The organism is Nannocystis pusilla, assembly GCF_020073745.1.
GTDB classification, from domain to species: domain Bacteria; phylum Myxococcota_A; class Polyangia; order Nannocystales; family Nannocystaceae; genus Nannocystis; species Nannocystis radixulma.
In genome coordinates, this window is record NZ_JAIRAU010000011.1 from 131,149 (window position 1) to 146,083 (window position 14,935).

A 14,935-nucleotide genomic window follows, 5' to 3' on the forward strand; every position below is an offset into this window, starting at 1 on the left:
AAGGCATCCGCAGCGGTGATCTTCTTCACGACTCAAATCAGCACAGACAGCGCGACTGACCCCCGCCTGATCCGTCTGGGTATCCCTCTCACACTCTCGCCGAACGCCGGAGCGCGGCAGCACGAGGCTGACGGCCCCGCTACCGCGGCGCGGCCCACATGCGGTGCATCGTCGGTCCGACCGCGACCACGTAGATGCAACAATAGGCGAGGCCCGCCGCGTAGGCCGCGAGCTCGCGCCAGTCGATCCCCTCCTGGCCTGCCGCCATGAACGACGGCAGGCCGAGGCACACGAATCCCGGGTCGTCCCCGCTTGCGGGCGCGCTCAGCCACAGCGCCGCGACCGGCAGCAGCGGCGCCACGATCAGCGCGGTGGCGAATGTGAACAGCACCAATTGCGGCGGCGCCTTGCGCCACGCGGCCAGCGGCGCGCCGACGATCGCCACGACCGACACGACCAGCAGGCTCCACACCCACGGGCCGCGCGCGAGCCAGCCGCCGGGCACCCAGCCGACGGCCGTCAGCGAGTGGACGACGAAGAACAGCCCGAGCCAGATGGCAGGGCGCACGGCGATCCGCCGCGCCCCGGCCCATAGCGCCAGGAACGGCACCACCACCGCGCCGCAGGTCAGCAGGTACATCAACGCGCGCAGCGACGGGCGGGGGAACACGCGCTCGATCGCGTAGAGGTGGAGCTGCTCGATGCGGCGGATGTCCTCGTTCGGGCTGCTCGCCGCCGCGTCGTGGCAATGGACGCCGATCCACCGCTCGCTGCGCGCCGCCGCCGGCCAGCTCGCGCGCGCCGGCCGGCTCGCCGCGTCGCCGCGCTCGCGCGTCCTCGCGGCCTCGACCAGGCGCGACGCTCGCTCGCGCAGGCGCGCGATCGGCGGCGCGTCGGCGCTCGGCTCGGCCAGGCAGCGCTCGCTCGCGTGGACGATCGCCGTCGCCACGCCGACGTTCTCCGCCGCGGCCGCGATCCGGACCGCGCGCGCGCGCAGGCCGGCGTCGACGACGACCGACGGGAGCAGCACGGCGACCGCGCACAGCAGGCGGAGCAGCGCGAGCGAGGCGATCCAGCGCCGCGACGGCGCGGCGAACGACACCAGCACGCCTCGCTGGTCGCGGACCCACAGCACGATCACCAGCACCGACGCGAACACCAGCGGCGACACGAGGGCGTCGAGCGAGCGCACCGGGGCGTCGGCGTCGATCCGCGACAGCTCGACGATCGCCGCCCCCGCCAGGCACGTCGCCAGGCTCACCGGCGCGATCCAGTGCGCCCGCGTCTGCCACAGCTCGAGGTGGCAGACGAGGAAGTGGCGGTCGTATCGCCGCAGGGCGCGACGCGCCGCCCCGGCCGCGTCTCCCAGTCGCTGCGCCGCGGCCCTCACGGTCGGTCTCCCCAGAACATGCGAAGGTGCGACGCGCTGATGTCGCGGAAGTAACTCGGCGGCTGACCGCCCGCGGACAGCAGCTCGAGCACCGCCCCGCGCGAGACGTCGCGGCCGACGCGGAGCAGCGTCACGCTCTCGCGCTGGCGCAGGCACCCGGGCCCGAACGCCGCGGTCAGACGGTCGCAGGTGGCGTCGTCGAGCCGGCCGCCGATCTCGAACAGCGCGCCGCGGCGCGCCTGCTCGAGGTCGAGGACCGCGCCGTGGAACCACACCCCGCCGTCGTCGCGCAGGCCGACCACGTCGTCGGCGATCGCCTCGAGCTCGGGGATGTGCTGCGAGCTCACCACCGCCGCGAGGCACAGCGACGAGCTCGAGACGATGTCGCGCAGGTCCTGCAGCAGCCACTGCTGCGCCCGCGGGTCGAGGGCGACCAGCGGCTCGTCGATCAGCAGGAGGCGCGGCCGGCCGACCAGCGCCCGCGCCAGCGCGACCCGCGCCTGCAAGCTGCGCGACAGCTCGCCCCAGCGGGCCGTGCGGCGATTCGCCAGACCGAGCCGCTCGAGCCAGAAGTCGACCGCGTCGCGGTTCTCGTCGCCCTCGATGCCACAAGCGCCGGCCCACGCGTGCAGGTGATCGGCCAGCTGCTCGCGCCACTGCGGCAGGCGTTGCGGCACGTGGGCGACCTGCGAGCGCACCGCGGGCCAGTCGATCTCGCGGCCCTGCGCCGGGTCGAGCTGGGGGTACGCGAGCATGCCGTCGTCGACGCGCCGCTCGCCGGCGAGGACGCGCAGGAGGCTGGTCTTGCCGGCCCCGTTGCCGCCGACCACCCCGACGATGGTCCGCGGAAACACCGTCAGCGACACGTCCCTGAGCACCTGCGGGCCGCCCCGGCGATAGCGCAGCGACAGCGACGCGGCGCGGACCAGCGGCTCGTACTCCCGCGCGGCCTCGGCCTCCGGCACCGGCCGGCCCGCGCCGTCGAGCGGGGCCGTCAGCCACAGCCCGCCCGAGCCCGGCGCCGCGCCGGCGACGATGTCGTCGGTGAGCGCCAGGATCGCCTGCAGCAAGTCCGTCCACTCGCGCTGCTCGCCGACTTCGAGCCTGCCCCCGAGGACATGTCTCGAACGCCATATGCCGGCGCGGACCGACAGCTCGATCGCCCGCCGCCGCACCGCCGGGCCGGCGAACCGCTCGGCCAGGTCGAGCAGGCGCAGCGCCGCGCGCTTGCCGTCGGCCCGGCGCACGTGCGCCTCGATCTCCTCGCGCAGCCGGCCCGCCTCGGGGTGGACCGCCGCGGCCTCGCCGATCTCGGCGGCGTCGAGGCTGCGCGCGCTCATCGACGCGGCGACGCTGGTGAGCCGGCGCGTGATCGCGTCGCGGCCCGCCTCGCTCGGCTCGGCCCGCTCGCCGGCCTCGCGCTGCCAGCGGTGGAGGTCGGCCACCGCCAGGTTGAGCTCGTGGCGGTCGCCCGCGGTCGACGGGCGCGCGCGCTCGAGCTCCGTCAATTTGCGCTCCGCCGCGGCGTCCTGGCCGGCGGACAGCAGGCTGGCGACCGCGAACGCCTCCGGCGCGCCGCTCGGCCCCGCGACCTCGCGGAGCGGCTCGGCGAGGTCGGGCCGGGCCGCTGCCAGGTGGACGAGGAACGCCGGGCCGAGCGAGCCGCGCTCCAGCACCGCCAGCGCGTCGTCGATCAGCGCCTCGCCGTCGCCGGCCGGATCGCGCGCGCGGGCCCGCAGCACGCCGTCGGCGGCCGGGAATTCCGCGAGCACGCGCCGCAGCTCCTCCGGCGCCAGCGCGTCGCGCAGCAGCACCCGCAGCAGCTCGACGTTCACGGCGCGCCTCCGCGGGCGCGACGACGCCCGACGACGGGGCCCATCGCCCGACGTCGCCGCGCGCACGCCGGATGGTTCACGCGCATCTCTCGCCGTGAGAACGGAAGCATGCCATTTCGCCCGACTCGCCTCGAATGGGCCGACTTCGTGGCCGCGCAAGCCGATCGCTCGCGCCTCGGCGCCGGGCGTATCCGCGCCGGCGCTCGCCGCCGCCGCGAGATCCGGGCCGCAGCGAGCGCCGGCAGGCCCTCCTGGCGGCGAGGACCACGCGATCATCGACCGGTATGTTGCTTGATCTCGTCGATCTCCCGCATCAATTCGTCATTCTGCAGGCGCAACTGCTCGTAATCGTCGATCAGCCGATCGACGCCGGTCGCGAGCTCGGCGGCCGCCGCCGGACCGGCGGGACGAGGCCCCGGAGGCGGCGGAGGAGGCTCCTCCGCCCGCGGCCGCGCGAGCGCCGTCCACACCGCCGCGCGCACCCAGTCACTCGCATTGTTCGCTCTCATGGCAGTCCCTCATTGCTGTGATCGTCACGATCGGTCGCCGCGATCCGGGTGCTCCCGCAACCACGCGGTCAGGCCGTCGAGCTCCGCCTGCGACGGCGGGCGCTGGAGCGTCCACAGGTCGCGAGCCCGCAGCGCGTGCCGGCGCGCCTCCGCCGGCGCCTCCGCCTGCAGCGCGAGGAACAGCGCGTGGTGCAGCGCCGCGGCGCGCGGGTCGGTGGCGGTGTCGTCGAGATCCCACGTCTCCAGCGCCGAGCGAATCACCAGAGTCGCCGCCGCGACGCGACCGCTGCGCAGCAGCGCGTGGCCCTCGGCGAGCGCCAGGTCGACCGCGAGCTCGCGCGCCTCCGCCGGCTCGAGCACGGCGAGGAACGGCCGCGCCGCGGCGACGAAGCGGAGCGCCAGCTCGTCGGCCCCGGCGCGGTCGGCCAGCCCGGCGGCGCGCGTGTAGGCCTCCGCCAGCGCGACCCCCTGCCCCGGATCGTCGGCCGACGACGAGCCGAGGAGCTCGAGGTACGGCGCCAGCGCGGCCGACGCCTCACCTGTCCTGAAGGCCATCTCACCGACGAGGTCGAGGACGACCGCGCGATACGAGCGCTGCTCGGGCGTCAGCTCGCGCGCCCGCAGCTCGGCGCGCGCGTGCTCGGCCAGCGCGAGCGCCCGCGCGAACTCGCCGCGCTCCCTGGCGACCAGCGCCGCGTAGTAGTACGCCACGGCGATCCGCGGCGAGCGGGGGTTCGCCTTGGCGATGGCGAGGGCCCGCTGCGCGGCCGTCTCGGCGTCCACCAGCCGGCCCTGGGACAGCATCACGTCGGCCGAATTGATGAGCACGGGCACCAGCCTGGGATGCTCCTCGCCCCATTCGGCCTCGATCAGCGCCTGCGCCTCGGCCAGCCGCGCGTGCGCCTCGGCGACGTCGCCGCGGCCGAAGGCCACGCGCCCGAGGCCGAGCAGCGCCGGCCCGCGCAGCAGCGTCGCCGTGCCGGCGGCGTGGTCGAGCACCGAGCGGAACTCGCGCTCGGCGGGCGCCCACTCGCGGTGGACCAGCGCGATCTCGCCGAGGTAGTTGTGCGCCTCGAGCTGGCGCGGATCGTCGGCCGCGGCGACGCGCGCGAGCCGGCCGCGCAGCACCTCGTACCAGACGCGGCCGACCTGCGCCGGCTCGCGGTGGTAGGCGGCGAAGCGGAGCCGACGCAGGGCGATGTTGGCGGCCAGGTCGTGCAGGTCGTGCTCGACAGCCAGCAGATCGGCGGCCGCGAGCGTGTCCGGGGCCGCCGCCGCGCGCAGGCCGAAGTCCTGCGCCCGCCCCAGATGGTACAGCGCGGCCGCCAGCGTCGGCGCGTGGCCGAGCTCCTCCGCGGCGCGGACCGCCGAGTCCGCCAGCGCCTCGCTGTCGCGGTAGCGGCCGGTGATGAACGCCACCTCGGCCTCCGTGATCACCTCCTCGATCCGCCGGGCGGCCGCCTGATCGCCGGCGCTCCCGTGAAATGTCTGAAGAGACATGTCCGATGGGTCAGCGCACGCGGCGATCCGCGTTGGGTCGGGCAGCTCGGCGGGGTTGACGTCGCCGGCGCCGTCGGCGAGCCGCTCGCCGAGTCGGACGAACAGCCGGCGATACGGCTCGAGGCACTCGATGCCGCGCCGGTACTCCGCGGCGGAGAAGCTGCCCATGTGCCGGGTCGCGCACAGCTCGCTGCGGATCGTCCGCCAGGTCCTGATCAGGCCCTCGACGCGCACCCTCGCCGCGGGACCGAGCGCCGCGGCGGTGCGCTCGTCCCAGGCGCTGCCGAGCGCCTCGTTCAGCTCCGCCTCGCACTCCTCGGCGGTGGTCGGGGCCTCGGCCGCGCTGAACCACAGGCCGACCGACGCGACGAGGGCGACGGCGCCGGCGCGGGTGCGCACCGGGGCCCGGCGGTCGCGCTCCAGCTCGGCGAGCAGCGCCGTCATCGACGGCCAGCGCGCCGCCGGGTCGGGCGACAGCCCGCGGACCACCGCCGCCTGCAGCCACGCCGGCACCCGCGAGCCCGGCGGCGGCGGCTGGATCTCCCCGCGCTCGCTGGCCTCGAGGGCCTCCCACGGGGTCGCACCGGCGAACGGACGCCGGCTGTGGAGCGCCTCGAACAGCGCCACGCAGAAGCTGAATTGATCGGCGCGCGCGTCGCAGCGGCGCCCGTTGTACTGCTCGGGCGCCATGTACGCCGGCGTGCCGAGGATGTCGCCCGTCATCGTCAGCGGCGTGTGCAGCACCGGCAGCGTCGGCCCCTCGCGCGTCGGCGGGGGCCGCGGCGGCGCCGACGGGTCGACGCTGCAGTCGAGCAGCGAGCCGACGAGGCCGAAGTCGAGCACGCGCACGCGCCCGTCGGCGCCGATCATCACGTTGCTCGGCTTGAAGTCGCGGTGGACCAGACCGACGTGGTGGGCCGCGGCCAGCCCGTGGCCGGCGGCGAGGAACACGTCGAGGATCTGTCGCCACGTCCGCGGCCCGTCGGGCCCGCGCAGCCACGCCTGCAGCGTCTTGCCGTGGACGTACTCCATGGCGACGAACAGGCGGCCCTCGTGACGGCCGACCTCGAAGATCTGGACGACGTTGGGGTGCGACAGGCGGGCCAGCGCCTGCGCCTCGCGCAGCAGACGCGGCCGCGTCTCGAGGTCGGCGTCGAGCGCCGCGTGCATCAGCTTGATGGCGACCGAGCGGCCGAGATCGTCGTCGTAGCCGGAGTACACCACGCCCATGCCGCCCTCGCCGAGGCGGCCGTGGATGTGGAAGCGCCCGATCCGCTCGGGGTCGGGCGCGTCGCCCCGCCCGAAGTCGGCGAGCGTCTCGTCGTGGAGCGACGGCCATTCGCCGCCGCTGTCGTACACGGTCGGGCTCGCCGGCCTGAATTGCTCCTGACGTCTGTCGCGCATGTCGGCGTCGTCTCCGCGCCCGAGCCGGTCCATGAAATGTGCAGAGCGACCGCGGCGCGGTCAACCTCAGCGATGGCCGCCGCGGGTGCACGCGATCGCCTGAACGATCGCGCGGGGCGACGCGCGGCCGCGTGCGCGGCGGTTTTTTTCGCCGGCGACCGCGATCGTTCGCGCCGCTGCGGCCACTGGTGAAATGACGGTCGGCCCGCGTGCGCGCGGTGCCCGGCCGCCGACGGCTCATGACGGGCCGATGACAACTGCAACCAGCGCGCCGGGGCGCGCGACAGGAGGGACACGTGACGCGAATGAACGCAATACGAGCACACAATCGACGAGTCGGCCTCGGGTCCGTGGTCGCCGCGCTGGCGACCGCGCTGACGGCCGCACCGGCGCGGGCCGCGTGCGACCAGCCGCTGTATATCATCGCCCACCGGTGCAACGATCCGGCCGACGTGCCCAACGTCGTGCTCGCGCAGGAGGTGAACGCGATCGAGGCCGACTTCTCGTGGGGCAGCCCGACCGAGTTCGTGCCCGACCGGTGGGTCGTCGATCACGACGGCGTGTTCGCCTGGTCGACCGATATCGATGATTGGCTCGACGGCGTGATCTTGACCCTGAGCCTGCCCGACTCGCCGCTCGGCCTCGTCATCCTCGACATCAAGGACCCCGACGGCCCGCTGCTCGACCTCTACAGCCACGTGCGCGGCAGCCTCGGCCCCGACATCAACCTCCTGCTGTCGATCCCCGACTTCGAGGAGAAGGAGCAGTTCGAGGCGATCCTGAGCCAGATCAACGCCGACCCGCGCGCCGCCGTGGCCGTCGACTACCTGTCGGGCGACGAGCAGACCATGTCCGCCGTCGACAACTACTTCAACGCGACCGGCTTCACCAAGTACTGGTTCGGCGACGGCTACAACGTCACCGTCGCGACGCCGCAGAGCGTCGAGGACAACGTCGCCGACGCGATCGACATCCGCGACTCGGGCGCCGACTGCGACGCCTTCCACGGCGTGTACACCTGGACCTACGAGAAGCAGTCCACCATCACCGGCTTCTTGCTCGAGGGCGTCAACGGCGTGATGATGAACGCCGACGAGTGCCACGACATCGTCGGCGCCATCGACATCTGGACCCCGCTCGAGGCGGTGAACTTCGCCAGGACGCTGACCGGGACCGTGTTCGCCGCCCCTGAGGCCAACCCGTTCCGCCACGCCACCCCGAACATCGCATGTCCCTCCGACCAGGTCGTCGAGTGCACCGCGCCCGGCGGGACCTGGGGCGGCGACCCGCAGCTCGCCGAGTTCTACGCCGCCGCCGGCGCGTCGATCGACAACTGCGACGAGGTCACCGTGGTCGACGACCGCCCGCTGTTCTACGGCGTCGGCCCGGCCACCGAGGTCACCTTCACCGCCACCGACGCCGGCGTGTGCAGCCCGACCGACTCGTGCACCGCCACCGTGACCGTGCAGGACACCCAGGCGCCGCAGATCGTCTGTCCGGCCGACATCGCCGTCGACCCCGAGAGCCCCGCGGGCACCGTGGTCACCTTCACCGCCGCCGCGTCCGACCTGTGTGACGGCGCGCCCGCGGTCGTCTGCCCCGCGTCCGGCGACACCTTCCCGATCGGCAGCGAGACCGTGGTGACGTGCACCGCCACCGACGCCGCCGGCCATCAGGACGTCTGCGACCTGCAGATCAAGGTGTACACGCCCGAAGAGGTGGTCGAGAACATGGAGTCCGCCGCGGCCGCGCTGGCCGGCAGCCTCAACCCCGGCCAGCTCAACAGCCTGCTCGTGCACCTCGAGATCGTCGCCGCGGCGATCGAGAAGGACAAGCACAACCAGCTGTGCAACAAGCTCGAGGACATCGTCGATCAGGTCGACGGGTGGCTCGACGTCGGCACGGTGACGCCGCAGCAGGGCCAGCCGCTGATCGACTCGGCGCTCGACCTGCGGGCGACCTTCGTCTGCCAGTGAGCGGCGGCCCAATGATGGCACGATCGATCGCGCACGTGCCATCATTGCCGCGCGGCGCGTGCACCCTGCGGCGGCGGCGCGCTCGAATTCGCCGGCCGCCGCCGCCCTCGCCTCGCGTACAATGACGGGATGCCCGAGTTCACCGCCAGCGAGCGCGTCGTCGGCCGCAATTCGGAGTACGTCGTCGGCGAGCGGCTCGGCGAGGGCGGCTTCGGGCTCGCGTTCGTGGCGACCGCGGCGGACGGCCGGCGGGTCGTGCTCAAGCAGCTCCGGGTCGCGCGCATGGGCGACTGGAAGGCCATGGAGCTGTTCGAGCGCGAGGCGCGGGTGCTGGCCTCGCTCGCGCACCCGAACATCCCGCGCTGCCACGAGTTCTTCGCCACCGACGGCGCGCGCGCGGTCGACCCCGCCGACATCGCCCAGCTCGGCGGCGACGCCTCGCTGGTGCTCGTGCAGGACCACGTCGACGGCGCCTCGCTGGCGGCCCGGATCGCCGCCGGCGAGCGCATGACGGCGGCCCAGGCCGAGGCGCTGCTGCGCGAGCTGCTCGGCGTGCTCGACTACTTGCACGGGCTGCATCCGCCGGTGGTGCACCGCGACATCAAGCCCGCCAACATCGTCGTCACGCCGGCGGGCGAGCCGATGCTGATCGACTTCGGCGCGATCCAGGAGCGCCTGCGCCGCGACTCCGAGGTCGGCTCGACCACCGTCGGCACCTTCGGCTTCTTCCCGATGGAGCAGGTCCTGGGCAAGGCGCGGCCGGCCTCCGATTTGTACGCCCTGGCGATGACGATGGTCGTCGCCCTCACCCACCGCCAGCCCGACGAGCTGCCGATCGATCCCGAGACCAGCAAGGTCGTCGTCCGCAGCGCCTGCCCCGGGCTGCCCGAGCGGCTGGCGCGGGCGCTCGACGGCATGCTCGAGCCGGCCGTCGGCCGCCGCCTGGCCAGCGCGCGCGACGTGCTGGTCGTGCTCGCCGGCGACGCGCTGCAGCGGCGCGAGAACTCGTTGCCTGTCCCCGCGGCCAGGTCGCTGCCGCCGGCCGTCTACAAGGCCCCGCTGTACACCGGCGGGGCCGCGGCGCTGCTGCTCTACGGGTTCTTCTTCGACGCCTTCTCCGAGACCGACCTCGTCGCGCTCAGCTTCGTCTGGCTGCCGCTGGTCCTGTTCGGGCTCGGCGCCCGCCTCAACGACTCGATCGCCGGCGGGCTGCGCTGGGCGGTCCTCGGCACCCTGCTGCTCGGGGTGTTTATTCTCGGCGTGTTCCCGGCCCTGTAAACCGGCCGCAGGTGCGTGGCTGGCGAATCGGCCATGACCATCAGGACATGTCCTTCTGGCCATGCTCGCGTCGCGCATCGCGCTCTTGACTGCTCACGCAATCGGCGTCCAGGCGTGACCGGACGGCCGAATCAGCGCACCGACGATCGCTCCGGCGCGAGCGCTCGCTCGAGCGTGGGCAGCAGGCGTTCACCCCGGAGCGCACGGCCGACCTCCACGATGGTCCCGGCGCCGTCGACGAGGACCGCGGTGGGAACGCCGGCGAAGCCGTAGCGCTCCATGGCCTCCTTCTCGCCCGCGCGTCCGACGAACGCGTGCGTCCACGGCATCGACCAGTGTGCCTCGCGGAAAGCCTGGGCGTCGTCAGGGCTCTCGTCGAGCGAGACGGACACGAACTCGATCTTCGGCCGCTCGACCGGCCCGAGCCGGCGCAGGCCGTCCTTCCCCTCGCCGGGCCCCGCGCCGTTCACCTTCGCGTAGGTGGCGTGCAGGTACGGCATCTCGCCCACGCAGGGGGCGCACCAGGTCGCCCAGAACTCGACGAGGTAGAGCTTGCCCTCGCGCTCGGCCTGCGTGATCGGGCGGCCACCCGCGGCGAGCGCCGGGAACTCGAAGCCGGGGAACGGCTTCCCCCGCTGGAGGATGCGGCCGGGGTCGAAGCGCTGCGCGAGGGTCTTCGCCGTGTGCATGCCGGCGAAGCGCGGCTCGCGAGTGAGCGCGTACAGTTCGGCGACCCGCGCGTCGTCGCTCCGCTCGTCGGCGGGGTAGATGAGGAAGGCGATCGCACCGAGGGCCGTGTTCGGGTCGGGGTTCGCCTGCATGCGGCCGTACCACGCCTCCACCCGAGCGCTGAAGGCCTCGTCGGCGGACTCCAGCGCGCGACGGAGCGTGGAGCCCACGTTCCAGAACATTCCGAGGCGCGGATCCACCGGATCCACGCGCCCCAGGAGCCACTCGGCGCGCGTCCGTACGGCTGCGTCGTCGTCGTACATCGTGAACAGTTCGAGGTGCGCGAGGCGCAGCAGCATCCGCGCGTCGTCGGACTCCGCGGCGTCGGCCTCGGCGAGCGCCTCGGCCGCGAGCGCAGCCATCTCCGCCTTCTCCCCCTCGCTCGGCGCGAGGAGCTTGCCGTCCTCGTGCGACATGCTGTCGCGCAGCCTCGCCTCACGAACACGCCAGCGGTCGCGGTACGCCCGCATTGCGACGATCTCGGGCGGCTCGCCGCGCCACTTCAGCTCTGCCGCCTTGCCGGCGGGCGGCAATGCGGCGAGATCGAGCTCGATCGCGTCGCGCCCCTCGATCGTTACCACCGACCAGTAATCACCGCCGCCATCGCTCTCGTAGGTATCCGCGAGCGGCCCGTTGTAGGTCCGCCCGCTGCCGCTCTGGAGCTGGTACCGCAGCTTCACGGCGTGCTTCGGCCTGTCCGACAGATCCACCAGATAAGTGCCGTCGGCCGTGCGTGCGGCGGTCTTGTCCCCCGCGACGATCGGCTCGCCGTCGGCCGCGAGCAGCTCCGTCTTCAGCAGCAACGCCTCGCCGGGCTCCGCGCGCCCGTACGTGCCGAGGTTGCCGCGAACCTCGACGGCACGCTCGACCAGGATCGTTTGTGCGAGCTGTGCGTGGTCGACCGCGGCGATGCTGATCGTGTAGATGCCGGGCTCGACCTCCACGCGGAAGCTACCGTCCTCCGCCAGCGTCCCCTTCGCGGTCGGCTCGATGAAGCCCGTGCGATGAAGGGTGAACTCGGCCGCCCGCAACGGCTCGCCGTCGTGGGCGCGCAGGCGTCCGCCGACCGTGACGGCGGCCTGCGCCTCGCCGACGGCCCTCGTCGGTGCAGCGACCACCGACGGCGTCGGGCCGACCGACGAGTCGGCCGTCGCGCCGCACCCCACGAGTACGAGCACGCATGCAGCGATGCGAATGCGTCCCCGGCTCGGAGAGCTGAACGCGGCGAAAGCGAGGCTCACGGAGCCGACCATGCGGACCGCATAAGCACGCGGCGTGCCAGCGCGAGGCCGGGTCAAAGGGGCAAGAAATCGCATGCTGTCGCGACCGGGGCGGGCCCTGATGACGCCAGCGCCGTCTCGACCATGCCAAGTTGGCACGGCCTCGCAGCTGCGACGGCCGTGAGTGGCGCCCTCAGCGGAGCGCCTCCGCCGTGACCGCGATCGACTCGCCGCGGCCGAGCGTCAGCTGCAGCGTGCGACCGCTCGCCACCGTCGTCAGCGGGCGGAACAGATGGTGCGTCGGCCCCACCACCGAGTGCCCGTCGACCGCCACGATCTCGTCGCCGGCGCGCAGTCCGGCGCGGCCTGCCGGGCCGTCGGGGCGCACCAGCGCCACCACCACGCGCGCCGTGCCGGGCGCCTGCTCGCCGGGCACGGGCAGCACCGAGAACCCGAGGTCCGCCGCGGGCTGGTCGGCCGGCGCGCGGCGGCGGGCGACCGCGATCGGCGTCAGCTCCACCGTACCTGTCCCTTCGAGCAGCACCGTCGCCGATGTCGCCGCGTAGTCGCCGCTCGCGTAGTCGCGATTGGCCGGAGACGCCGAAACAATCACTGGCCCGACCGCCACGCCCGCGACCTCGAAGCGCCCCTGCGCGTCGGTCACGTGGCGAGAGCCCGTGCGGTCGCCGCCCAGCCCGCCTTGCGGGGCCTGCACGCGCACGTCCATCCCGACCACCGGCGCGCCGGTCTCGACGTCGACCAGGCGACCGCGCACCGTCACCCGCGGCGCCAGCACCAGCTCGACGTCGCGGCGCACCTCGCCCTCGCCCAGCCTCACCGTCGCCTCCGCCGCGCCCTCGCCCGACTCGGCGCGCACCACGTACGTCCCCGGCCCCAGGCCCGCCAGGGTGAAGCGCCCGCCGGTGCGGAAGAATTCGTCATCGACCCAGAGGTGTCGGCTCGCCTCGTTCGCCATCACCTTGACCCACTCCGGCGCCCCGCCGCCGGCGATCCGCACACTCCCGCCGATCTCGCCGGTCTCGGGGATCGTCACGACCGTGGTCGCGCCGACGGCCACGTGCTCCACCGTGCCCTGCCCCGGTGATCCGCGGCGCGACGCCGTGATCGCATATGTCCCCGGGGACAGCCCCGAGATCTCGAAGCGACCCTCGCCGTCGCTCAGCTTCGGCTGCGGCGGCGCCACCGCCCAGCTCCCCATGGTCCCCGGCTCGGCCTCGCGGGTCCAGTCGAGGAACGCGTCGGCGATCGGCCCGCCGGCAGCGTCGACCACCTGGCCGGTGATCCGTCCGTCGCGCGCCTCGACCACGATCTCCACCTCCGTCGCCGCGCCGGCCCGGACCTCGACCGGCACCCCCGGCACCTCCTCGGGCCGCTGCCCCGGCCGCTTCAGCACCACGAAATCGATCGACGCCGTCGCCCGGTACTGCCCCGGCTGCACGCCCTGCAGCGCGAAGCGCCCGTCGTCGTCGGACTCCTGGCTGCCGCCGGTCTGCGCGCCGCGCAGGCGCACGCTCGCCCGCGCGACCGGCCGGCCCGCCCCGTCGATCACCCGCCCGCGCACCTCGCTGCCGTCCGGCAGGCGGATCTCCACCCCCTCGACGTCGCGCCCCTCCGGCACCTCGACCGGCACCCGCGGCGGCGGCGGTCGACCTGGCCCCGGGGACACCTCGATCGAGTACGCGCCCGGCCTGGCCCCGATCAGGTGAAAGCTGCCGTCCGGCCCCACCCTGCCGTCGAGCGCCCGGCCCGCGCCGCCCGCCGCCGCTTGTGGGTGCGCCAGCACGGCCTCGACCAGCGCCGCCCCGCCGCGCGCGTCGACCACCTTGCCGCGGATCGCCTGCCCGGCGCGGACCTTCCACGTCAGCCCTTCGATCGGCGCCTCGCCGACCGTGATCGCCTCGTAGCTGTCCTCGGGGACATATCCTGCGCAAGCCACGGTCACCGCGTACGTCCCCGGCAGCAGCCCGCGGACCGTCACCTCGCCGTCGGCCTCGACCGTCGCCCAGGCCATGCGTCGCGTCGTCGGCTCGGTCAGCGACACCGAGCCCTCGGCGCAGCTCGCCCCGCCCGGCCCCACGATCTTGCCGCGCACCAGCGTCGCCGGGTGCACGCGCACGATCACCGGCGTCGACGTCTCGCCGATCCCGATGTGCACCTGGCCCTCGGCCATCCCCGTGTAGGCGTCGGCCTCGACGCGCGGCTTGAACAGCCCCGGGCGCAGCTGGCCGATGCGGAAGTTGCCGTCGGCGTCGGTGACCGTCACCTGCGGGGAGCCGCGCCGGGCCGCCACCGTCGCGTCGGCCACCGGCAGGCCGTCGGACGCGCGCACCACCCGGCCGACCAGCACCGCCTCGGGCAACAGTTGCATCTGCGCCGTCTGCCCCGGCACGGTGGCCCACACCCCGCCGGGCGCGTAGCCCTCGGCCAGCGCTTGCACGCCGTGCTTGCCCGGCCGCACGTGCAGCACGAAGCTCCCGTCCGGCCCCGTGAAGTCGGTGCTCCCGCCCGCGCTGACGATCGCCCCCTCGATCTCCCCGCCCGACGCGTCGAACACCGACCCGCGCAGCGCCACCCCACCTGGCCACAAGACCACGTCGATCCCGCTCGCCTCGCCCCCGGCCGCCACCGTCACCAGGCTCTCCGGCCCCTGCGCCTCGCCAGGGCGCCCCGGCAGGTAGCCGCGCGCGCTGGCCTCGATCGCGTAGCGCCCCGGGAGCAGGCCTGCGAGGCGATAGTCGCCGTCGCGCCCGGACACCCCGCAGTTCGGCACCCATTCGCCGGCCCACGCCGGGCCGCCGCCGCGGACCCGCGCGCACACGCTTGCTCCTGCGATCGCCTGCCCTTGCCGGTCGCGCACGCGCCCGGCGATGGCCGCGGGTCCGACGACCGGCCGCTCCGCCGTCGCCTCGTTGAACCTGAAGGACATGTCCGTACGGACCTGTCCCTCGTTCTCGCCGCCGCGCACCGGCGCCTCCGCCTCACCGCGCCGCCACGCCCACACCGCCACGATCGCCGCCGTCGCCAGGATCAGACTCCGCTTGCGCACCCGCACCTCCGCGTGCCGAGCAGTCTA

8 protein-coding genes are annotated in these 14,935 nt (G+C 74.2%); 2 read left to right on the forward strand and 6 right to left on the reverse strand.

Going from position 1 to position 14,935, the window contains the following annotated elements; genetic code table 11:
• Positions 1 to 139: 139 nt before the first annotated feature.
• The 4 genes from K7C98_RS12145 to K7C98_RS12160 form a co-directional block, all read right to left on the reverse strand.
• Positions 140 to 1,390, reverse strand: coding sequence for a hypothetical protein (locus K7C98_RS12145; protein ID WP_224191778.1), 1,251 nt, complete (start codon positions 1,388 to 1,390; stop codon positions 140 to 142).
• Positions 1,387 to 3,225 (reverse strand): ATP-binding cassette domain-containing protein, encoded by a 1,839-nt coding sequence (locus K7C98_RS12150; protein ID WP_224191779.1) that lies wholly within the window; start codon positions 3,223 to 3,225, stop codon positions 1,387 to 1,389. Before K7C98_RS12150 ends, K7C98_RS12145 begins: the two co-directional genes overlap by 4 nt.
• A gap of 272 nt (positions 3,226 to 3,497) precedes the next feature.
• Positions 3,498 to 3,707: a hypothetical protein gene (locus tag K7C98_RS12155; protein ID WP_224191780.1), complete on the reverse strand. Its 210-nt coding sequence runs from the start codon at positions 3,705 to 3,707 to the stop codon at positions 3,498 to 3,500.
• Positions 3,708 to 3,758: 51 nt separating this feature from the next.
• Entirely contained in the window at positions 3,759 to 6,638 is a 2,880-nt protein-coding gene (locus K7C98_RS12160; RefSeq protein ID WP_224191781.1) for a serine/threonine-protein kinase, read from the reverse strand.
• Between the two features lie 350 nt (positions 6,639 to 6,988).
• Between K7C98_RS12160 and K7C98_RS44710 the strand changes: the two genes are divergently transcribed.
• The gene (locus K7C98_RS44710) at positions 6,989 to 8,614 is read left to right on the forward strand and encodes an HYR domain-containing protein (RefSeq protein WP_224191782.1); all 1,626 of its coding nucleotides are present in this window, start codon (positions 6,989 to 6,991) and stop codon (positions 8,612 to 8,614) included.
• Between the two features lie 129 nt (positions 8,615 to 8,743).
• Positions 8,744 to 9,892 carry a serine/threonine protein kinase gene (locus K7C98_RS12170; RefSeq protein WP_224191783.1) on the forward strand — a complete coding sequence of 383 codons (1,149 nt, stop codon included), beginning with the start codon at positions 8,744 to 8,746 and terminating at the stop codon, positions 9,890 to 9,892.
• Between the two features lie 131 nt (positions 9,893 to 10,023).
• Here K7C98_RS12170 and K7C98_RS44715 read toward each other — a convergent pair whose 3' ends face one another.
• Positions 10,024 to 11,799, reverse strand: a complete 1,776-nt coding sequence (locus K7C98_RS44715; RefSeq protein ID WP_224191784.1) for a TlpA family protein disulfide reductase — start codon at positions 11,797 to 11,799, stop codon at positions 10,024 to 10,026.
• A gap of 235 nt (positions 11,800 to 12,034) precedes the next feature.
• Positions 12,035 to 14,908 (reverse strand): carboxypeptidase regulatory-like domain-containing protein, encoded by a 2,874-nt coding sequence (locus K7C98_RS12180; RefSeq protein WP_224191785.1) that lies wholly within the window; start codon positions 14,906 to 14,908, stop codon positions 12,035 to 12,037.
• Positions 14,909 to 14,935: the final 27 nt, after the last annotated feature.